The following is a 20,169-nucleotide window of genomic DNA, read 5'->3' on the forward strand; positions in this document are numbered from 1 at the left end:
CCCCGGTGGCGGTCGTCAGCCCTTCGCGGCCTTCGCCTCCGCCTTCATCCGCTGCTTGTACTCGCGTACCCGGCGCAGCGACCCGGGGTCCGTCACGTCGGCCACCGAGCGGTACGCGTCCGCGTCGCCGTAGCCGCCGGCGGCCTCCCGCCAGCCGTCCGGGGTGACCCCGAACCGCTTGCCGAGCAGGGCGACGAAGATCTGCGCCTTCTGCTTCCCGAAGCCGGGCAGCTCACCGACCCGGCGCAACAGGTCACGACCGTCGGCGGCCTCGGACCAGAGCCGGGCCGGGTCGCCGTCGTACCGCTCGACCAGCACCCGGCACACCTCCTGCACCCGCGCCGCCATGGCCTTGGGGAACCGGTGCAGCGCGGGCGGCTGGGCGAAGAGGGCAACCAGGGCCTCCGGGGCGTACCCGGCCAGCTCCCGGGCGTCCGGCTCGTGGCCGAGCCGCCGGGCCAGCACGTACGGGGAGGAGAACGCCTTCTCCATCGGCACCTGCTGGTCGAGCACCATGCCGAGGAGCAGCGCCAGCGGGCTGCGCGCCAGCAGCTCGTTGGCCTCCGGGTCGATGGGCAGGGAGAGCGTCATGCCCCCATCCTGCCCGGCCGTGCGCCGCCCGCCACGCCGACTCCCCGAGGACGCGCCGCGACCCGGTGGACAGGGGTGGTGTCCACCGGGTCGCGGGGGCCGGGTCGTCAGTTGACGACGAAGAGCAGCCGGTTCGGCGAGCCGGAGCCGGCGCTGGTCACCTTGCCGGTGGTGGCGTTGCTGGTCAGGTAGCTGGCCACCTGCGCCGGGGTGTACGACGGGTTGGCGCCGAGCACGAGCGCCGCCGCGCCGGTCACGTGCGGGGTGGCCATCGAGGTGCCGCTGATCGTGTTGGTGGCGGTGTCGCTGCTGTTCCAGTCCGAGGTGATCGACGAACCGGGCGCGAAGATGTCCAGGCAGGAGCCGTAGTTCGAGTACGAGGCACGGGCGTCGCTGCTGGTGGTGGCGCCGACGGTGATCGCGGAGGAGACCCGGGCCGGCGAGTAGTTGCAGGCGTTGGCGTTGGAGTTGCCCGCCGCGATGGCGTACGTGACGCCGGAGCTGATCGAGTTGGTCACCGCGCTGTCGAGGGTGCTGCTGGCGCCGCCGCCGAGGCTCATGTTGGCCACCGCCGGCTTGACCGCGTTCGCGGTGACCCAGTTGATGCCGCTCACCACGCCGGAGGTGGTGCCGCTGCCGGCGCAGTTGAGCACCTTGACCGCGATCAGGCGGACCCCCTTGGCCACGCCGTACTTCGCGCCGCCGACGGTGCCGGCGACGTGCGTACCGTGGCCGTTGCAGTCGGTGTTGCTGCCGCCCGCGGTGTTGGTGCCCCAGGTGGCCCGGCCGCCGAAGTCGCTGTGCGTGATGCGGATGCCGGTGTCGATGATGTACGCCCGCACGTTGCTGGCCGTGTTCGGGTAGGTGTAGGTGCCGTTGAGCGGCAGGCTGCGCTGGTCGATCCGGTCCAGCCCCCAGGTCGCGCCGGTCTGCGTGCCCTGGCCGGTGACCACCCGGTCCTGCTCGACGTAGGCGACGGAGGGGTCGGCGGCGAGCCGGCGGGCCTGGGCGGGGCTCAGCTTCGCGCTGTAGCCGGTCAGCGCGTCGCTCCAGACGGTGCCGACGGTGCCTCCGTAGCGCCTGGCGAGCCCGGCGGCCCGGTCCGGCACCGCGGTACGGGCGGCGAGGCTGTTCGCGGCACCGACCGTGTCGGTCTTCAGCACCACCAGGTAGCTGCCGCTGACGGCGTCCGGGGTACCGGCGTAGCGGATGTCGCCGGTGGGTGCGGCGAGGGCGGGGGTGGAGGCGGCGGCCGCGAGGGCCGCGGTGGCGACCGTGACGGCGAGCGCGCGCAGCGCGCGGCGCCGGGGGACGGACACGTCGGACATCGTCTGGCTCCCTACCGGGCGTGCCGGGCTCACGGTCACCGGCACACCCATCGACGAACGTTGGGGGAATGCTAGCCAGACATCGAAGTTCATGAAGGAGATAGTTATCTATAGATGCGGCTGGCGGTATGGAACTCGCGGGTGCTGGCCGCGCGGTGAACCCCGGGGAGGCAGGATGGCGACGTGGATCGTCATGACATGCTGCTCTCCCCCACCGGTGTGGACGCGCTGCGGAGCGCGCTGACCCGGGCGCGCTTCACCTCGAACGGCATCGCCGACCGGCTCGGCCCGCAGGCCACCGGCGGAGTGGCCCGCAACGACTTCCGGGCCGCGCTGCGCGCCACCGAGGACCGCGACCCGCTGGCGGCCCTGATCCGGGTCTTCATCTGCGACCAGACCGAGCCCGAACCGGTGGTGGCCGCCGCGCTCGCCCCGCTGACCGTCGAGGAGGCCCTCGCCGGCGGGATCGTCGAGCGGCACGGCGACGGCCTGCGCGCCGGCATCGACCTGGAACCGTACGGCGATGAGTGGTGGGTCCTCGCCGACGTGCCGGCCAGCGCCCGGCCGGGGCGGCCGCTGCACGCCGAGCACGTGCTGGGCATCGGCGGCGCCACCCAGACACTGATCGGCGCGAGCGTCCGCCGTCCGGTGGAGACCGCGCTGGACCTGGGCACCGGCTCCGGCGTCCAGGCCCTGCACCTGTCCACCCACGCCCGGCGGGTGACCGCCACCGACGTCTCCGAGCGGGCGCTGCGCTTCGCCGCCACCACCGCCGCGCTCAACGGCCAGGACTGGGAGCTGCTGCGCGGGGACATGGTCGCCCCGGTGGCCGGACGCCGGTTCGACCTGGTGGTCAGCAACCCGCCCTTCGTGGTCGGCCCCGGCACCACCACCCACGTCTACCGGGATTCGGGTCGGGTCGGTGACGCGATCGGCGCCGAGCTGGCCGCCGCCGCCCCGCAGTTGCTCACCGCGGGCGGGACGATGCAGTACCTGGCCAACTGGGTGCACGTCACCGGCGAGGACTGGGCCGAGCGGGTGACCGGCTGGTTCGCCGGCACCGGGCTGGACGCCTGGGTGATCCAGCGCGAGGTGGCCGACCCGATGGCGTACGTCAACCTGTGGCTCACCGACGTCGGGGAGACGGCCGACCCGCAGCGGATGGCCGCCTGGCTGGACTGGTTCGACGCGCACAAGGTGGAGGCGATCGGCTTCGGCATCGTCTCGCTGCGCCGGGCCGGCCACGACCAGCCGGCGATCCGGGTCGAGGACCTGCGGCAGCGGGTGGAACCCCCGATGGGCGACCGGATCGCCGAGTGGTTCGACCGGCAGGACTGGCTGCGCGCCCGGGACGCCGACGGGCTGCTGGCCGCGCGCTACCGGGCCGCCGACGGGCTCCAGCTGCGCCAGGAGGCCACCATGGGCGACGAAGGCTGGGCGGTGGACCGGCAGGTGCTCGCCATGCCGCACGGGCTGCGCTGGTCGGAGGAGGTCGATCCCCTGGTGCTGGCCCTGGTCGGCGGGGCGGACGGCCGGCTGCCGCTGCGGGACCAGCTCGCCCTGCTCGCCGCCGCGCACGACGTCGCCCCCGACGAGCTGGCCGAGGCGGCCGGGCCGATCGTGGCGCACCTGGTCGAGCGGGGCATCGTCGAACCGGTGGAGCACTGATGCGGGCGGTGGTGCAGACGGTCAGCCGGGCCGCTGTGACCGTCGGCGGCGAGGTGGTCGGCGAGATCACCGACGGCCTGCTGGTGCTGCTCGGCGTGACCCACGTGGACACCGCACAGGTGGCGGCGACGATGGCCCGCAAGATCCACGAGTTGCGCATCCTGGACGACGAGAAGAGCGTTGCCGACACCGGCGCGCCGATCCTGGTGGTCAGCCAGTTCACCCTCTACGGCGACGCCCGCAAGGGCCGCCGCCCGAGCTGGACCGCCGCCGCCCCCGCCGAGGTCGCCGAGCCGCTGGTGACGACGGTGGTCGAGGCGCTGCGCGAGCGTGGCGCGCGGGTGGAGACCGGCCGTTTCCGCACCCACATGCTCGTCGAGTCCGTCAACGTCGGCCCCCGCACCGTCCTGCTGGACCTCTGAACCTCCTCGGATCGCAGTCGATCAAGGAGTTCGCGTCGCCGGGACCCGGAACTCCGACGCGAACTCCTTGATCGACGCGGCCGGAACCGTCAGGAGAACAGGCCGCGGCGGGAGACGGACTGCTGGAGCCAGGCGTCGAGCTGAGCGGCCCAGTCGGTGCGGTCGGCGGTCGCGTGCTCGACCGTGAAGCGGCCGAACGCGTCGCGGCCCTCGGTGAACAGGCCACCCCGCTTGTCCAGCTCCAGCACCACCTGCACCTGACGCGGGTCGGTCACGAAGGTGACCTCCAGCTGGTTCATCGCGCGCGCGTACTGCGGCGCCGGGTGGAACTCGATCTCCTGGTAGAACGGCAGCGTCTGGTGCACGCCGTAGATGTGGCCGCGCTCGACGTCGGCCCGGGCGAACCGGAAGCCCAGCCGCAGCAGCGCCTCCAGCAGCCGTTCCTGGGCGGGCAGCGGGTGCACGGCCACCGCGTCCAGGTCACCCTTGTCGACGGCGCGGGCCACCTCGAGCTCGGTCCGCAGACCCATGGTCATGCCGTGCAGGTGCTGGCCGTACAGGTCGGTCAGCGGCGTCTCCCAGGGCACGTCGAAGCGGAACGGGACGTCGTACCGCTGCCCCGGCTCGACCCGGAACGCGCCGGTCACCTGCCGGCGGCCGAACTCCTGGGTGGTGTCGTACTCGGTGTCGCCGCTCTCCACCTCGACCCGGGTGACCAGGCCGAACGCGACGTACGAGACGTCCACCGGGTGGTCCCCGCCGAGCACGTGGATCCGGCCCTCCAGGTGGCCGCCCGGGCGGCAGTTCGGGTTGGCCAGCACCGTCTCCACCGACGGACCGCCCACGCCCATCGCCTGCATGAGCCGCTTGAAGACCACCACGTCCTCCGATCGCCTGTGTTGCCGCACCCCCGGTGGCCGGCCGCTGGCACGGTAACCGCGTCGGGCAACCGGCACCCGGCTTTCCGCCGGGATTGCTGTCGGTTCCCCGATCGCCTCACTCCCGTTTCACGCCCCGACCGCCAAGCTGTTCATCACCGGCACCACCGGGTCGACACGCAGCACGGGACCCGGTACGCGGCACGAAGGACACGGGGAGAGACAGAGATGGCCCTACAGATGATCGAGCAGCAGACCCGCCCGGCCGCCACCATCGACGCCGAGCTCACCGATAACGTCACCGACCTGGACGCCACCGACGAACGCGGCGTCTCCACCGACCTGGTTCGGGCGTACCTGAACGGCATCGGCCGTACCAAGCTCCTCACCGCCGCGCAGGAGGTCGAACTCAGCAAGCGGATCGAGGCCGGCCTCTTCGCCGAGGAGAAGCTCTCCGCCTGCACCCCGGTCTCTGCCGAACTGCGCGCCGACCTGGAGCTGATCGTGGCCGAGGGCCGCGCCGCCAAGGACCACCTGCTGGAGGCGAACCTGCGCCTGGTGGTCAGCATCGCGAAGCGCTACACCGGTCGTGGCATGGCCTTCCTCGACCTGATCCAGGAGGGCAACCTCGGCCTGATCCGCGCGGTCGAGAAGTTCGACTACACCAAGGGCTACAAGTTCTCCACCTACGCCACCTGGTGGATCCGCCAGGCCATCACCCGCGCCATGGCCGACCAGGCCCGCACCATCCGCATCCCGGTGCACATGGTCGAGCAGGTCAACCGGATGGTCCGGGTCCGCCGGGAGCTGTCGGTCAGGCTGGGCCGCGAACCCACCGTGGCCGAGGTGGCCCGGGCGCTGGAGATCCCCGAGTTCCAGGTGATCGAGCTGATCTCGTACGACCGGGAGCCGGTGAGCCTGGACCAGGCAGTCGGCGAGGACGGCGAGAGCGCGCTCGGTGACTTCGTGGCCGCGGTCGACCCGCGCCAGGGGCCCGGCGACGCCGCCGACGGCGAGCTGCGCCACGAGGTCCGGATCGTGCTGGCCACCCTGTCCCAGCGGGAGCAGGCGGTGATCCGGCTGCGGTTCGGCCTGGACGACGGCCGGCAGCGCACCCTCGACGAGGTGGGCCGGGAGTTCGGCCTGTCCCGGGAGCGGATCCGGCAGATCGAGAAGGTCACCCTGCTCAAGCTGCGCGACCCGGAGCGGGCGAACCGCCTGGAGGCGTACGCCTGCTGAGCGGCACGGCACCCCGGGGGCCCCGGCGCTCCGCCGGGGCCCCCGGTGCCTGCCGCGGCGGGACCCCCTGCCGTACACCTGGCGTCATCGAGGGGCCCTCCCTCACAGTCGTCGGGGGCCGGTGTCCGGGCGGGGGGCCTCCGCGCCGGTGCGGACCGTGGCGTGCAGCACCGAGATGCCGTCCGGGCGGGCCAGCACCGGGTTGAGGGTGAGCGACCGGACCCGGGGCTGCTCGTCGGCGAGCCGCCCGACCCGCAGCAGCAGGTCGACCAGGGCGGCCCGGTCCACCGGCGCGGCGCCCCGGTGGCCGCGCAGCAGCGGGGCGGCCCGGGGCTCGTCCACCAGCTCGGCGGCGTCCCGGTCGGTCAGCGGCACCGCCCGCCAGGCCCGGTCGCCGAGCAGGTCGGTGGCGACCCCGCCGAGGCCGAAACCCACCACCGGCCCGAACGCCGGATCCTCCACCAGCTCCACCACGCAGGCCACGCCGGGCGCGACCATCGGCTGGACCAGGACGTCCGCGCCGAAGACCGGGGCCATCTCCGCGTACGCCCGGCGCAGCGCGGCGGGGTCGGCCAGGTCGAGCCGGACCGCGCCGAGGTCCAGGCGGTGCCGCAGGCCCGGGGCCGCGGCCTTGAGGGCGACCGGCCAGCCGAGCCGCTCGGCCGCCGCGACCGCCTCCTCGGCCGAACGCGCCGGCACCGACTCGACCACCTCGATCCCGTACGCCCCGAGCAGCCCGGCCGGTTCGGCGCCGTCGGCCCGCAGCGCGGCGTGCCCGGCCGGCCGGTCCACCCGGTCCAGCTCGGGCAGCACGCCGGGCGGGCGGCGCAGCCAGTCGGCGTACGTGGCCACCCGGGCCAGGGCCCGGACCGCCTCCTCCACGCTCGGGTACGCCGGCACCCCGGCGGGCACCCGGCCGGCGAGGAAGGTCGCCACCACCGGCTTCCCGATGGTGCCCGCGTCGGGCAGGGCGGCGGTGAAGTCCGCCTCCGGGTCGGTGAGCTGGCCGGGCAGCGGCGGGGCGAACACGGCCACCACCGCGTCCACCCGCTCGTCGGCGGCGGAGGCGGCGAGCGCGGCGGCGTACTCGGCGGCGCCGGCCCGGGGGCCGACGTCGTGCGGGTAGCCGTCCGCGACGGTGAGGCCCTGCGCGGCGCAGGCGGTGGCGGCCAGCCCGGTCAGCGCCGACGAGTTGCCCACCACGGCGACCCGGCGACCGGCCGGCAGCGGTTGGTGGGCCAGCAGCACGCCGACGTCCAGCAGCTCGGAGACGGTGTCCACCCGGATCACCCCGGACTGGGCGAAGAGCGCGCTGACCGCGGCGGCGTCCAGGGCCGGGCCGTCCCCGACACCCGGCGGGCGGGCGAGGGAGGCGAGCGCGACCACCGGTTTGCTCCGGCCGATCCGCCGGGCCAGCCGGGCGAACTTGCGCGGGTTGCCGAAGGTCTCCAGGTAGAGGGTGATGACGTCGGTGCCCGGATCGTCCTGCCAGTACTGGAGGAGGTCGTTGCCGGAGACGTCGGCCCGGTTGCCGGCGGAGACGAAGCTGGACAGGCCGAGGCCACGCCGGGACGCCTCGGCGAGCAGGGCCACCCCGAACGCGCCGGACTGGCTGAACACGCCGACCCGGCCGGAGGCGGGCAGCACCGGGGCGAGGGTGGCGTTGAGGCGCACCTTCTCGTCGGTGTTGGCGACGCCGAGGCAGTTCGGCCCGACCACCCGCATGCCGGCCAGGTGGGCGGCCCGGACCAGGGCACGCTGGGCGGCCGCCCCGGCCGGCCCGGACTCGGCGAACCCGGCGGAGATCACCACCAGGCCGTGCGCGCCGGCCCGCGCGGCGTCGGCGACCACGTCCATGGCCGCCTCCGGGGCGACCGCCACCACCGCCAGGTCGACGTCGACGCCGGCGTCGGCCGCCGACGGGTACGCGGGCAGCCCGGCAACGGTCGCCGCGGTCGGGTGCACGGGAACGACCGCGCCGGTGAAGCCGCCGTCGCGCAGGTGCCCGAGCAGGGCCGCGCCGACGCCCTGCCCGGTGGTGCTGGCCCCGTACACGGCGATGCCGCGCGGGGCGAGCAGCCGGGCGATCGAGCGGGCCTCGGTGCGGTGCTCCCGGCCGCGCTGCACCTCCAGGGTCGCCTCGGTGGGGGCGATCGGGAAGCTCAGGTGCACCACCCCGTCGGCGTACTGGCGCGCGACCTGGTAGCCGAAGTCGGAGAAGACCCGCAGCATCGCCCCGTTGGCCGGGAGCACCTCGGCGACGAAGTGCACGATGCCGTACCGGCGGGCGGTGTCGGCCAGGTGCTCCAGCAGCACCGAGCCGATCCCCCGGCCCTGGTACGCGTCCTCCACCACGAAGGCGACCTCCGCCTCGGGGGAGGCGGGGCCGAGCCGCTCGTACCGGCCGACGGCGACGATCCGCTCGCCGGCCAGCACCACGAACGCCTCCCGGTCGCGGTGGTCGACGTTGACGAAGCGTCGCAGGTCCCGCTCCGGGATGCGCGGGTACGGCGAGAAGTAGCGCAGGTAGCGGGTGCGCTCGGAGAAGCGCGAGTGCATCGCCACGACCGCCGCGGCGTCGTCGGGACGGATCTGTCGCAGCTGGACGGTCGTACCGTCGCTGAGCAGCACGTCCACCGGTTGCTCGACGGTTGTCACCGGTCGGTCCTCCCCTACCGCCGGCTCAGTCTCGCGGGTCGTGCGGGTCGAGCCCGAGCAACGGGAACACCGCCTTGCGGGTGGCGGCGACGGCCCGGTCCACCGCGTTCGGCTCGCCGGTCGGCTGCCACGGCTGGTACGCCGGGTCCACGTCGTCGGTCATCCGCAGCGGCACGTCGTGGCCGGGCCGGCGCTCGGTGGCCAGCTCGCGCCAGGCCGGCGGGGTGAGGGTGGCCGGTTCGAGCGGCTCCCCGGCGGCCACCGCGAGCAGGTGCGTCCAGGCCCGGGGCACCACCTCGACCAGCGCGTACCCGCCGCCGCCGGTGGCCACCCAACGACCGTCGCACAGCTCGTCGGCGAGGGCCCGCAGCGCCTGGTAGGTGGCCCGCTGCCCGTCGACGGAGAGGTGCAGGTCGGCCAGGGGGTCGAGCTTGTGGCCGTCCGCCCCGCACTGGGTGACCAGCAGCTGGGGCCGGAACGCCCGCAGCACCGACGGCACGATCGCGTGGAAGGCGCGCTGCCAGCCGGCGTCGCCGACGCCCGGCGGGAGCGGGACGTTGACCGCGGACCCCTCGGCGCCCGGACCGCCGGTCTCGTCGGGGAACCCGGTGCCGGGGAAGAGCGCCAGCGGCGTCTCGTGCAGGCTGACCGTGAGCACCCGCGGGTCGCGGTAGAAGATCTCCTGCACGCCGTCGCCGTGGTGCACGTCCACGTCCACGTAGGCGATCCGCTCCGCACCCAGGTCGAGCAGGCGCGCGATGGCCACCGCCGGATCGTTGTAGACACAGAACCCGGCGGCCCGGGCCGGCATGGCGTGGTGCAGCCCGCCGGCCACGTTGACCGCCCGCCGGGCATCGCCGCGCCACACCGCCTCGGCGGCGGCCACGCTCGCCCCGGCGATCAACGCGCTCGCCTCGTGCATGCCGTCGAAGACGGGGTTGTCCGAGGTGCCCAGCCCGAAGCCGGCGAAGAGCGGATCCCGGGGCGCGGCCCGCACCGCGTCCAGGTAGCGCGGGTCGTGCACCCGGGTCAGCAACGCGTCGTCGGCCGGCTCCGGCTTGGCCAGCCGCACCCCGGGCCGGTCCAGCACGCCCAGCTCGCGGGCGAGCGCCATGGTCAGCTCGACCCGAACCGGGTCGAGCGGATGGTCACCCATGTCGTAGGCGAGCAGGGCCTCGTCCCACACCACCACCGTGTCGTCGGCCATGGAGCCATCGTCGCACGCGCGGCCGGCAGCGCCCGTCAGCGTCCCGCTCAGCCCGGCGATGTCTCGCCGGTGGCCACCGGCCGCTGCGGGTCGGCGACCCAGTTGCTCCACGAGCCGACGTAGAGGGCGGCGTCCGGCCGGCCGGCGAGGTGCAGGGCCAGCACCGCCTGCGCGGCGGTCACCCCGGATCCGCAGTACGCCCCGACCGGCGCGTCCTCGCCGACCCCGGCGGCGGCGAACCGCTCGCGCAGCGCCTCGGCGGCGGGGAATCGGCCGTCGGCGACGTACTCCGGGGCGGGCAGGTTGACCGCGCCCGGCACGTGCCCGGCGACCGGGTCGAGCGGCTCGGTCTCGCCCCGGTAGCGCGGCGCGGCCCGCACGTCCAGCAGCACCCCGCGGTCGGCGGCGGCCAGCCGGGCGGCCTCGGCCGCGTCGAGCACCGGCAACGCGCCCGGGGCGACGGTGACGTCCCCCGGCTCCGGCGTCGGCGCCTCGGTGGAGACCGGCAGGCCGGCGGCGAACCAGGCCGGGTAGCCGCCGTGCAGCACCCGGACCGGCCGGTGGCCGGCCCAGCGCAGCGTCCACCAGGCGCGGGCGGCGGCCAGGCCGTCCCCGCCGTCGTACACCACCACGGGGTGCCCGGCGCGGACGCCGGCGGTGCGCAGCGCGGCCTCGAGCGCGGCCGGGTCGGGCAGCGGGTGCCGACCGGCGGCGCCCGGCCGGCCGCAGAGCTCCGTGTCCAGATCGACGAAGACGGCGCCGGGCAGGTGGCCGGCGGTGTAGTCGTCCCGGCCGGGCGGCCCGACCAGCCGCCAGCGGACGTCGAGCAGGGTGGGCGGGTCGGCGTGGTCGAGCTCGGCGGCGAGCCGGCGGGGCTCGACCAGCAGGTCATCGGTTCCGGACATGCGGTCCAGTGAACACCATCCGGGGACCGACCTCGCGCTTCGCCGGCGGTCGATCGTCGGACGTCCGGGGTAGCATCGACCACCGGGAGGCCGCTGACGTGAAGCATGACCTGGTCGACACGACCGAGATGTACCTGCGCACCATCCTCGAGCTGGAGGAGGAGGGGGTGCCCCCGCTGCGCGCCCGGATCGCGGAGCGGCTCAAGCAGAGCGGCCCCACCGTCAGCCAGACCGTCGCCCGGATGGAGCGGGACGGCCTGCTCACCGTCGAGGGCGACCGGCACCTGTCGCTCACCGCGCTGGGCCGCAACACCGCCGTTTCGGTCATGCGCAAGCACCGGCTGGCCGAGCTGCTGCTGGTGAACGTGATCGGGATGCCCTACGAGGAGGCCCACGAGGAGGCCTGCCGGTGGGAGCACGTGATGAGCGACGCGGTGGAGAAGCGGGTCTACGACCTGCTCAACCGCCCGACCCGCTCGCCGTACGGCAACCCGATCCCGGGCCTGGAGGAGCTGGGCGAGCCCGGCACGGCCGAGGCCGATTCGGCCGACGGTGAGCGCAACCTGGCCTTCCCCGGCCTCACCGGGCCGGTCGTGGTCCGCCGGATCTGCGAGAGCGTGCAGACCGACGCGGACGTGCTGCGTCAGCTGCACGCGGCGGGCGTCGACCCGGGCGCCACGGTGACGGTGGCGCAGGAGCGCGACGGGGTGTCGATCGACCGCTCCGGCGACCGGGTCCGGCTGCCCCGCGAGGTCGCCTCCCGGGTGTTCGTCGCGGCCCGCTGAGCTCCTTCACCCGCCGGCCCGCCGGTCAGAGCTTGCGGGTGTCCAGGGCCTTCGCCAGGTCGATCAGCTTCGTGGCGAGCTTGTCCGCCTGCGCTGAGGCGGTGGCCGGCGGGTAGGTCCAGCGCAGGGTGGCCACCCGGCCCTCGGTGGCGAGCCAGCCCACCTCGGCTGCCGGTCCGACCTTGCCGCTCTTCGGCAGCGTCCGCCGGTAGGCGATCTTGCCCAGCTTGGTGACCTTCTTCGCTCCCCGGGGCAGCACGTCCATGCTGAAGCCGGACGCGTCGATCGAGGTGTCGGTGACGGTGAGGGTCAGCTCCGGCAGCAGCGCCTGCTCGGTGCGGACCACGCAGGTGTGCGTGTCGCCCTTGTCCACCGCGGCGGCCACGTCGAACTTGCCGCCCGTGTGCTTGGCGATCACCGCGAAGTCGAGCAGCCGGCACGCCCCGCCCGAGGAGGCCGCGTCCGCCGGCACCGCCACCGGTTCCGCCGCCGGCACCGCCACCGGCGGCCGCTCCGCGGCGCAGCCGGCGGTCAGGAGTACGGCCGAAGCGGCCAGCCAGGTCCGGACGCGCACGTGGAGACCTCCGCAGTCGTCGGCGGGGTGCCCGCCGGATGTCCGTCGGACACCGTACGGGCAACCCCGCCGCCGCGAAAGACCGGGAGGGAGGGGCCGCCTGCCGGGGCCTCCGTCGGCCGCGTCGCCGCCCCTGATCGGCTCGGGATGCCGCAGGTAGGGCGCTCCCGCGCCCGAGACACGGCGGGTTGCCGCAATCCGAGCCGATCACGACGGCGGTCAGTCGGTCACGTACGGGCAGTGGCGGCAGCCGCGGCCGCAGCAGGTGCCGCGCCGGGCCAGGAAGCCGGCGCTGAGCACGAAGAGCCCGGTCGCCGGGTCCAGGTAGCCGGCCTCCCCGGCGACCAGCGCCGCCGCGTGGGCGGCCAGGATCCGCGCCCGGTCCGGGTGATCGGGCGGCAGCCGGGACGGGTGCGGCTCGGTCAACGGCCGGTCCGCCAGGGGAAGTCGCTCTCCGCTCACCGGGCGAGTCTATGGAGCCGCCGCCCCCGCCCCCGTCCCAGTCGGTCGGCCCGGCCGGCAGGGACGGAAGCCGGCGGAGGCTGTCGAGCTGATGTCGTGACCGACTCAGCCGTGCCGGGCGAACGCCTCGGCCACCTCGGCCGGCCCCGCGCCGCCGGCCACCAGGAGCCGCAGCAGCACCTTCGCCTTGTACGGGTCGAGCAGCCCGCCCCAGATCACGCCGCGCCGCCGCAGGTCGGTCTCCGAGCCGACCGCCCCGTACGTGTGCCGCAGCACCGAACCCGCCCCGGTACGGGAGGTCAGCACCACCGGCATCCGCTCGGCGAGGGCGCCGAGCACCGGGGCGAACGCCGGGGGCACGTGCCCGACGCCGAAGCCGGCCACCACGAGCCCGTCCCGGTCGCGGGCGACCAGGTCGAGCAGCGCGGGGTCGTCGTCGAGGGTGACGGTGTGCAGGGCCACCCGGGTGGCGGCGAGCCGAGCGGCGTCCGGCGGCGGCAGCGGCGCGTGCCGGGGCGGCCGGGTGAGCAGGCGTACCTCGCCCTCGATCACGTGGCCGAGCGGCCCGGCGTCGGGTGAGGCGAAGGTGGCCGTACTGGTGCTGTGGGTCTTGCGGACGAACCGGGCGGCGTGGATCTCGTCGTTGAACGCGACCAGGACGCCGAGGTCCCGCGCGGCCGGCGCGGCGGCGACCCGGGCGGCGGCGAGCAGGTTCGCCGGGCCGTCCGGGCCGGCCAGGGTGGGGTTGCGCATCGCGCCGGTGAACACCAGCGGCGCCGGGTGCGGCCACACCAGGTCGGCCAGGTACGCGGTCTCCTCCAGGGTGTCGGTGCCCTGGGTGACCACCACACCGGCCGCCCCGCCCGTCACCGCCGCGCCGGCCGCGTCGACCAGCTCCAGGATCTGCCCGTACGCCAGGGCGGCGCTGGGCACCGCCTCGACGTCCCGCACGTCGAGCGGGATCTCGCCGAGCCCGGGTACGGCGGCGGTGAGGTCGGCGCCGGTGAGCCGGCTGACCACTCCCCCGGCGCCGGTCCCGGCCATCGCGATGGTGCCGCCCAGGGTGTAGAGCGCGATGCGCATGCCGGTTCCTTCCGCCGGACCTTCAGTCGATCATGGACCCTACCGGGCGGCCGGCGTGTCCGGCCGCCTCGCCAGGAGGAACGCCTGCGGTCCCGCGTCCGCCCCCTCCGGCTCGCGGACCAGCGTCGCGTGCACGGCGAACCCGGCCTCGGTGAGCTGCGCGGCCAGCCGGTCCGGCGGCAGCCAGTGCACGTCGTACGAGACGGTGTGTCCGTACGCCCGCTCCAGGCGGACCAGCCGGTCGCCGGCCTTGACGGCGAGCAGCAGGTGCCCGCCGGGGGCGAGCACCCGGCGGAACCCGGCGAACACCCCGGGCAGCAGCTCGGGCGGCAGATGGATGATCGAGTACCAGGCGACCAGCCCGGCGAGACCGTCGCCGGGCGCCGCCAGCTCGGTCATCGAGCCGACCTCGAAACGCAGCTCCGGGTACGTGTCGCGGGCCACCTCGATCATCCCGGGCGACAGGTCGACTCCGGAGACGTCCAGCCCGAGCCTGGCCAGGTGGGCGGTGATCCGGCCGGTCCCGCAGCCCACCTCCAGCACCGGCCGGCCGGGGCCGACCAGCTCGGCGAAGGCGGTCAGCATGCCCCGGTCGAGCGGGCCCTCCACCACGTCGGGGATCAGTCGCGCGTAGTCCACCGCCACGGTGTCGTACGCGGCGCGGGTCTCGGTCAGCCAGTCCGGTTCGATCACGGCCGGAAACCCTACTCGCCGCCGGACTGCCCGTCGCGCACCCGTCTCGTCGCGGGCCCGTCGGGCGGGAGGGCGGAGCAGGACCGGGGGGCGGGCCGGTCGACGGCGGGCTCAGAAGGCAAAGGACAGCCGGGACCCGGGGCTCAGCTCGGCCATCATCGTCCGGCAGGAGACCCGGATCGGTTGCTGGCCGCCGGGGGCGCTGGCTATCCGCACCGTCCGCCCGCTGATCCGCACCGTCAGGACGTGTCCCCGGTAGCGGATGCCGAAGCAGAGCGCGCGCAACGACCTCGGCCAGTACGGATTCAGGAACAGCTGCCCGCGGCGGGTCTCGATGCCGGCGAAGCAGCGTTGCAGCAGGTCCACACTGCCCGCCATCGCGGCCAGGTGAATCCCCTCGGCGGTGGTGCCGCCGTGCACGTCGACGTCCGCGCGCAGTGCGCGGTAGAACAGCTCGACGCCCCGCTCCCGGTGGGCGCGGGTGAGGACCCAGGCGTGCACGACCGCGCTGAGCGTCGACCCGTGCGAGGTGCGGGCGACGTAGTAGTCGACGGTCCGCCGGATCATCGGCGGGTCGAGCCGGTACCCCAGCCGCTCGAGCAGGTCGCGCAACTCGTCCGCCGACAACAGGTAGAACAACATGAGAACGTCGGCCTGCTTGGAGGCCTTGTAGCGGTTGACGTCGTCACCCTCGGCCTCGAGGAGGCGGTCGAGGCGCTGGATGTTGCCGTACCGCCTGCGGTAGGCATCCCAGTCCAGCTCGTCGAGGTGCTCGTAACCCTCGAACTGGCTGATGACGCCGTCGTGGAACGGCACGAACATCCGGCGGGTGATGTGGTCCCAACGGTCGAGTTCGTCGGCGCTGATGCCGAGCGTGTCGAGCAGCGCCGTCCGGCTCTGGGCGGAGAGGGCGTCGAGCGCGTCCCTCGCCCGCAGGAGCACCCACACCGCCATCACGTTGGTGTAGGCGTTGTTGTCGATGCCGTCGTGGTCGGCACCGGGACGGCCCGAGTGGAACTCGTCCGGACCCATCACGCCCCGAACGACGTACCGGTCCCGCTCGGCGTCGTGGTTGGCGAAGCTGGCCCAGAACCGGGCGGTCTCCAGCAGCATCTCAGCGCCGTGGTGGGTGAGGAACTCCTGGTCACCGGTGGTCTGATAGTACTGCCAGACGTTGTAGGCGACGGCGATGCCCACGTGTCGCTGCAGGTGGGTGGGATCGGGGATCCAGCGCCCGGACGCCGGGTTGAGGTGCAGGCGCTGGCTTTCCTCCCGCCCGTCGCTGCCGGACTGCCACGGATACATGGCGCCCGCGTAACCGGCGGCGAGCGCCGCCTGGCGGGCCTCGGGCAGCCGCCGGTGCCGGTAGAGCAGCAACGCCCGGCTCACCACCGGAAGCCGCAGGTTGAGGATGGGCAGGACGAAGAGCTCGTCCCAGAGGATGTGGCCACGGTACGCCTCGCCGTGCAGGCCCCGGGGCGGCACCCCGACGTCGAGGTCGAGAGTGTTGAGCGACACGGTCTGCAGCACGTGCAGCAGGTGCAGCCGTACGATCCGCAGCAGTTCCCGCGCCCCGGCACCGTCGCCGGTGTCGAAGAAGAACCGCTCCCACAGGTGCCGCCACGTCGTGACGTGGTCGGCCAGCAGGGACTCCGCATCACCCAACCGGGGCAGCCACCGCGCGGCCTCCTCGGCGGGTTCCAGGACGGCACTGTCCCGGCTGGTGAAGACGGTCACCACCTTCTCGAACCGCACCTGGTCGCCGGCGTCGAGCCGGACCCCGATGTCGTGGCCGATCCATCCTTCGCGGGTGACCAACTGTCGGTGGTGGTCGGGTTCGCCGCCGCCGTGCACGGTCGTCCTGGCCGCCATGGCCACCCTGACGTGGGACTGGTTGGTCTGCACCTCGAGCAGGACGGCGTCCTCGGACAGCTCGGCCGTCCGCACCGGCCGGAGATGATCAGTCGCGAGTCCTCGGTACCGGCCGACCAGTGTGTTCCGCACCCTGCCGTCGAGCGCCGACCGGACCGCCAGGTGTCCGGACCAGTCCTCGGCCGTGAGCGTGCATTCCAGCACGCAGGCGTGCCGGAACCGCATGTGCACGAAGCGGCGCTGGCTGACGGTGGTGGTGCGACCGTGGTCGTCCCGGAAGCGCACGTGGCGGCGCAAGGTCGCCTGGCGCAGGTCCAAGACCTGGCGATATTCCAGGATGTCCACGCTGTCGAGGTCGAACCACGGCCCGCCGTCGATCCGAAAGGTCAACGGCAGCCAGTTCGGCAGATTGACCAGGCTCTCGTTGTCGACCTGGTGGCCCGCGACCTCGCTGGCCCGCCGGTTGTAGATGCCGGCGGCGTAGGTCCCGGGGTAGTGGGTGCCGTCCGCACGGCTTTCCGGGGCGGCTCCCCGGCTGGCCAGATACCCGTTGCCGACGGTGCACAGCACTTCGCGCAGGCGCTCCCCGTCGGGGTCGTAGCCTTCGTAGCACCAGGTCCAGCCGTCCATCGGGGCTCTCCCGCGCTTCCCTCCCGGACCGACGCTCGCGTGTTCGTGGCCCACGGTCCAGTTTCTTCGCCCCGATCCGCTCCGTGCGCCGTTTCGGCGGAAAGACGCCTCCCGGTGGCGAGGGGCGAGCCGCAGCACGGCGCCTTCCGGGACCGGGGACACGCGCGTCCGGCGGGCGATCAGGTGCGGGCCAGGACGAGATAGGCGAGATAACCGCTGTACGCGAGGACGAGGAGAGCACCTTCGACGCGCGTCAGTCGCCGGCCCCGAAGGAACACCGGCATGCAGGCGAGGACGACGCCGGTCATGACCGACAGGTCGACCCGGACCAGCGGCGCCGGCAGCCGGAGGCCGCCCGGAGCCGCGACCGCCGTCGTCCCGAGAATGAGCGCGATGTTGTAGAAGCTGGAGCCGACCAGATTGCCGACCGCGAGGTCCCGGTGGTTGCGGAAGGTCGCGACGAGGGTGGTGACGAGTTCCGGCGCCGAGGTGCCGACGGCCACGACGGTCAGACCCAGCACGGCGTCCGACACACCGAGCTGACGGGCGACGCCCGTTGCCCCGTGCACCAGCCAGTCCGCCCCGACCACGACCGATCCGATGCCGGTCGACAGTGCGACGGCCGCGAGTGTCGCCACCAGCACCGAGCTGCCGCCGGAGGGTGAGCCACGCCGGCGGGCGCCGTCCCGTCCGCGCCGGGCGACCTGCACGATGACAACGGTGTAGCCGAGACCGACGAGCAGCAGAAACACCCCGTCGAGATGGGACAGGGTTCCGTCGAGGGCCATCAGCAGCAGCACAACCGCGGCGACCGCCGTGGCCGGCAGGTCGAGGCGCATCGCCTGAGCGGGCAGCGGCAGCGGCCGGAGCAGCGCGCTGAGGCCGAGGATGAGCAGCAGATTGACGACGTTGGTGCCGGCGACGTTGCCGACCGCGAGTTCCCCGACGCCGTCGAGGGCCGCCTCGACGCCGATGGCGAGTTCGGGAGCGCTCGTTCCGATGGACACCACGGTCAGGCCGATGATCATCGGCGAGACACCGAGGCGCCCCGCCAACTCCGAACCGCCACGCACCACCAGCTCCGCGCCCAACAGCAGGGCGACGAGCCCGGCCGCGATCAGCGCGAAGGCACTCATCGCGGGACTGTGCGGGACTGGTCCGACGCAGCCGGAGCACGGCTCTGCCGACGGCGAGCGGAACGAGGCTCGCCGTGGCTGGGCATGCACACCGTCATCCCGTCGCTGCGCCGCGCCGGCGGCGGCGTCATCGTCAACATCTCCTCCATCGCCGGGATGGCCGGCATGGCGAGCCTCGGGGCGTACGTAGCCGGCCGCAGCGGACGCCGGCAGCCTGACCGGGGCCGGCGCGCCGGAACGCGACCCGTCTGCCGTTGCATGTGCTTGCCACCGCGTGTGGTGTTCGCGAGGAGCCGGGCGCATGTTCGCCCGGGAGCCAGGGCCCACCTGCCCCCCGGGACTTCCAGCCACCTGATCCTCGGGAAAATCTTCTCAGACCGCTGTCGAATCCGCCCCGCCCCGTCCGTCGGTGAGACAGAAGAGTGAAACGACAACCTGAGGAGATCCCGATGGCCCAGTACGCAGTTCTGGTCTACTCGCCCGCGCCGGCCGACCCGATGGAGATCACGCCCGACTACCTGGCGCTGCTCGACCGCTACCCGGCCCAGGTCGAGGAGCTGGGCGGGAAGATCCTCACGGGGTTCGCGCTCCAGCCCAGCACCACCGCCACGGCGATCCGGGGCGACCTGGTCACCGACGGCCCGTTCATCGAGGCGAAGGAGGTCGTCGCCGGGTTCTACATCCTGGAGGCCCCCGACCTGGACGTCGCCCTGAAGATCGCCAAGCTGAACCCGGCCACCATCGACGGCGGGGTCGAGGTCCGGCCGCTCTTCCAGCCGCCCGCCGAGTGAGCGACGCCGGTACGGCCGCGGCGGAACGCGCCGTCGCCGACGCGCACCGTCGCGAGTGGGCCTTCGTGCTCGCCGCGACGGCGCGTGTCGCCGGTGACCTCGACGTGGCCGAGGAGTGCGTGCAGGACGCCTACCTGGCCGCGCTGGCGGCGTGGGCGCGCGACGGCGTACCCGACCGGCCCGGCGCGTGGCTGACCGCCACGGCGAAGCGCAAGGCCCTCGACGTGTTGCGCCGGGACAAGGTGTTCCGGTCGAAGATGCCGCTGCTGGTGGAGCCGGCGGAGGCCGAGAAGCCGGACGAGCCCGGGGAGGACGCGGTGCCCGACGACCGACTTCGCCTGGTCTTCACCTGCTGCCACCCGGCCCTCGCGCGGGAGGCCCAGGTGGCGCTGACCCTGCGACTGGTCTGCGGGGTGAGCACGGGCGACATCGCCCGGGCGTTCCTGGTCTCCGAGACCACGATGGCCGCCCGGGTCACCCGGGCGAAGAAGAAGATCGCGGCGGCGCGGATCCCGTACCGGGTGCCCGAGGCCGCTGAGCTGCCCGAACGGCTGGACGCGGTGCTGACCGTGATCCACCTGCTCTTCGCCACCGGGCACACCGCGCCGACCGGCGGTGACCTGGTCCGCGCCGACCTGGTGGCCCGGGCCGTGCATTTGACCCGGATGCTGCTGGCCCTGATGCCCGACGAGCCGGAGGTACGCGGCATGCTCGCGCTGCTGCTGCTCACCGACGCCCGCCGGGCCACCCGCACCGACGACGGGGGGCGGCTGCTCACCCTGGAGCGGCAGGACCGCTCGGCCTGGGACCGGGCGGCCATCGCCGAGGGCAACCAACTGGTGCTGGGCGCGTTCCGGACCGGCCGGGTCGGCGGGTACGCCCTCCAGGCCGCCATCGCGTCGCTGCACGCCGTCGCGCCCAGCTACGCCGCCACCGACTGGCCGCAGATCGTCCGCCTCTACGACGAGCTGCTGAAGCGCTGGCCGTCCCCGGTGGTCGCGCTGAACCGGACGGTGGCGGTGTCCATGGTCGACGGCCCGGCGGCGGCCCTGACCGAGGTCGACGCCCTCGGCGGGGACGCCCGGCTGGCCGGCTACCACTACCTGCCGGCGATCCGCGCCGACCTGCTGCGCCGGCTCGACCGGCCCGAGGAGGCGGCCGAGGCGTACCGCGCGGCGCTGGACCTGGTCGACAACGACGCCGAACGTGCCTTCCTCACCGGCCGGCTCGCGGAGGTCACCGCCTGA

Annotated in this window: 18 protein-coding genes; 6 read left to right on the top strand and 12 right to left on the bottom strand. The window is 74.1% G+C overall.

Annotated elements, in window-relative coordinates; all coding sequences use genetic code 11:
- Positions 1-15 precede the first annotated feature (15 nt).
- The gene (locus ACL02O_RS03035; protein ID WP_412816369.1) at positions 16-591 is read right to left on the bottom strand and encodes an HhH-GPD-type base excision DNA repair protein; all 576 of its coding nucleotides are present in this window, start codon (positions 589-591) and stop codon (positions 16-18) included.
- Between the two features lie 107 nt (positions 592-698).
- Positions 699-1,919: a S8 family peptidase gene (locus ACL02O_RS03040; RefSeq protein WP_412816370.1), complete on the bottom strand. Its 1,221-nt coding sequence runs from the start codon at positions 1,917-1,919 to the stop codon at positions 699-701.
- Between the two features lie 183 nt (positions 1,920-2,102).
- Here ACL02O_RS03040 and ACL02O_RS03045 point away from each other — a divergent pair, with 183 nt between their 5' ends.
- On the top strand, positions 2,103-3,587 hold the full coding sequence (locus tag ACL02O_RS03045) for a DUF7782 domain-containing protein (RefSeq protein ID WP_412816371.1): 1,485 nt from the start codon (positions 2,103-2,105) through the stop codon (positions 3,585-3,587).
- Positions 3,587-4,009, top strand: a complete 423-nt coding sequence (dtd, locus tag ACL02O_RS03050) for a D-aminoacyl-tRNA deacylase (RefSeq protein ID WP_412816372.1) — start codon at positions 3,587-3,589, stop codon at positions 4,007-4,009. Before ACL02O_RS03045 ends, dtd begins: the two co-directional genes overlap by 1 nt.
- An 89-nt stretch (positions 4,010-4,098) precedes the next feature.
- Here dtd and ACL02O_RS03055 read toward each other — a convergent pair whose 3' ends face one another.
- Positions 4,099-4,887, bottom strand: a complete 789-nt coding sequence (locus ACL02O_RS03055; protein WP_412816373.1) for a sporulation protein — start codon at positions 4,885-4,887, stop codon at positions 4,099-4,101.
- Positions 4,888-5,115: 228 nt separating this feature from the next.
- On the opposite strand from ACL02O_RS03055, the gene sigB reads away from it, so the two are divergent.
- Positions 5,116-6,126 carry an RNA polymerase sigma factor SigB gene (gene sigB, locus ACL02O_RS03060; RefSeq protein ID WP_412816374.1) on the top strand — a complete coding sequence of 337 codons (1,011 nt, stop codon included), beginning with the start codon at positions 5,116-5,118 and terminating at the stop codon, positions 6,124-6,126.
- Positions 6,127-6,228: 102 nt separating this feature from the next.
- Here the strand turns inward: sigB and ACL02O_RS03065 are convergent, their stop codons facing one another.
- Genes ACL02O_RS03065 through ACL02O_RS03075 form a run of 3 tightly spaced genes read right to left on the bottom strand, consistent with a single transcriptional unit; the run spans position 6,229 to position 10,896 of the window.
- Positions 6,229-8,784 (bottom strand): bifunctional acetate--CoA ligase family protein/GNAT family N-acetyltransferase, encoded by a 2,556-nt coding sequence (locus tag ACL02O_RS03065; protein WP_412816375.1) that lies wholly within the window; start codon positions 8,782-8,784, stop codon positions 6,229-6,231.
- 25 nt (positions 8,785-8,809) lie between these two features.
- On the bottom strand, positions 8,810-9,991 hold the full coding sequence (locus tag ACL02O_RS03070) for an acetoin utilization protein AcuC (RefSeq protein WP_412816376.1): 1,182 nt from the start codon (positions 9,989-9,991) through the stop codon (positions 8,810-8,812).
- A gap of 47 nt (positions 9,992-10,038) precedes the next feature.
- Positions 10,039-10,896, bottom strand: coding sequence for a sulfurtransferase (locus ACL02O_RS03075; protein ID WP_412816377.1), 858 nt, complete (start codon positions 10,894-10,896; stop codon positions 10,039-10,041).
- 98 nt (positions 10,897-10,994) lie between these two features.
- Between ACL02O_RS03075 and ACL02O_RS03080 the strand changes: the two genes are divergently transcribed.
- A complete protein-coding gene (locus tag ACL02O_RS03080; RefSeq protein WP_412816378.1) occupies positions 10,995-11,681 on the top strand; it encodes a metal-dependent transcriptional regulator in 687 nt (228 codons plus the stop codon).
- Between the two features lie 25 nt (positions 11,682-11,706).
- Here the strand turns inward: ACL02O_RS03080 and ACL02O_RS03085 are convergent, their stop codons facing one another.
- From ACL02O_RS03085 to ACL02O_RS03110, 6 genes are all read right to left on the bottom strand, one after another.
- Complete coding sequence (locus ACL02O_RS03085) at positions 11,707-12,255, bottom strand: hypothetical protein (RefSeq protein ID WP_412816379.1); 549 nt, start codon at positions 12,253-12,255, stop codon at positions 11,707-11,709.
- Positions 12,256-12,474: 219 nt separating this feature from the next.
- Positions 12,475-12,717 carry a DUF5522 domain-containing protein gene (locus tag ACL02O_RS03090; RefSeq protein ID WP_412816380.1) on the bottom strand — a complete coding sequence of 81 codons (243 nt, stop codon included), beginning with the start codon at positions 12,715-12,717 and terminating at the stop codon, positions 12,475-12,477.
- 105 nt (positions 12,718-12,822) lie between these two features.
- Positions 12,823-13,800: an asparaginase domain-containing protein gene (locus tag ACL02O_RS03095; protein WP_412816381.1), complete on the bottom strand. Its 978-nt coding sequence runs from the start codon at positions 13,798-13,800 to the stop codon at positions 12,823-12,825.
- A gap of 39 nt (positions 13,801-13,839) precedes the next feature.
- Positions 13,840-14,493 carry a class I SAM-dependent DNA methyltransferase gene (locus ACL02O_RS03100; protein ID WP_412816382.1) on the bottom strand — a complete coding sequence of 218 codons (654 nt, stop codon included), beginning with the start codon at positions 14,491-14,493 and terminating at the stop codon, positions 13,840-13,842.
- Between the two features lie 111 nt (positions 14,494-14,604).
- A complete protein-coding gene (locus ACL02O_RS03105) occupies positions 14,605-16,995 on the bottom strand; it encodes a glycoside hydrolase family 65 protein (protein ID WP_412816383.1) in 2,391 nt (796 codons plus the stop codon).
- Positions 16,996-17,174: 179 nt separating this feature from the next.
- Positions 17,175-18,131 carry a calcium/sodium antiporter gene (locus ACL02O_RS03110; RefSeq protein ID WP_412816384.1) on the bottom strand — a complete coding sequence of 319 codons (957 nt, stop codon included), beginning with the start codon at positions 18,129-18,131 and terminating at the stop codon, positions 17,175-17,177.
- Positions 18,132-18,580: 449 nt separating this feature from the next.
- On the opposite strand from ACL02O_RS03110, the gene ACL02O_RS03115 reads away from it, so the two are divergent.
- Together ACL02O_RS03115 and ACL02O_RS03120 are read left to right on the top strand one after the other, a co-directional pair.
- Complete coding sequence (locus ACL02O_RS03115; protein WP_412816385.1) at positions 18,581-18,922, top strand: YciI family protein; 342 nt, start codon at positions 18,581-18,583, stop codon at positions 18,920-18,922.
- Between the two features lie 65 nt (positions 18,923-18,987).
- Positions 18,988-20,169 (top strand): RNA polymerase sigma factor, encoded by a 1,182-nt coding sequence (locus ACL02O_RS03120; protein WP_412816411.1) that lies wholly within the window; start codon positions 18,988-18,990, stop codon positions 20,167-20,169.

The sequence above is a fragment of the Micromonospora mangrovicola genome (assembly GCF_047200535.1).
Classification (GTDB): domain Bacteria; phylum Actinomycetota; class Actinomycetes; order Mycobacteriales; family Micromonosporaceae; genus Micromonospora.

What these genes read in the sequence shown, in the direction of transcription:
- sigB (WP_412816374.1), top strand. Translation starts at nt 5,116, where the DNA reads ATGGCCCTACAGATGATCGAGCAGCAGACCCGCCCGGCCGCCACCATC.
- ACL02O_RS03095 (WP_412816381.1), bottom strand. Translation starts at nt 13,800, where the DNA reads ATGCGCATCGCGCTCTACACCCTGGGCGGCACCATCGCGATGGCCGGG.
- ACL02O_RS03075 (WP_412816377.1), bottom strand. Translation starts at nt 10,896, where the DNA reads ATGTCCGGAACCGATGACCTGCTGGTCGAGCCCCGCCGGCTCGCCGCC.
- dtd (WP_412816372.1), top strand. Translation starts at nt 3,587, where the DNA reads ATGCGGGCGGTGGTGCAGACGGTCAGCCGGGCCGCTGTGACCGTCGGC.
- ACL02O_RS03105 (WP_412816383.1), bottom strand. Translation starts at nt 16,995, where the DNA reads ATGGACGGCTGGACCTGGTGCTACGAAGGCTACGACCCCGACGGGGAG.
- ACL02O_RS03070 (WP_412816376.1), bottom strand. Translation starts at nt 9,991, where the DNA reads ATGGCCGACGACACGGTGGTGGTGTGGGACGAGGCCCTGCTCGCCTAC.
- ACL02O_RS03035 (WP_412816369.1), bottom strand. Translation starts at nt 591, where the DNA reads ATGACGCTCTCCCTGCCCATCGACCCGGAGGCCAACGAGCTGCTGGCG.
- ACL02O_RS03115 (WP_412816385.1), top strand. Translation starts at nt 18,581, where the DNA reads ATGGCCCAGTACGCAGTTCTGGTCTACTCGCCCGCGCCGGCCGACCCG.
- ACL02O_RS03040 (WP_412816370.1), bottom strand. Translation starts at nt 1,919, where the DNA reads ATGTCCGACGTGTCCGTCCCCCGGCGCCGCGCGCTGCGCGCGCTCGCC.
- ACL02O_RS03110 (WP_412816384.1), bottom strand. Translation starts at nt 18,131, where the DNA reads ATGAGTGCCTTCGCGCTGATCGCGGCCGGGCTCGTCGCCCTGCTGTTG.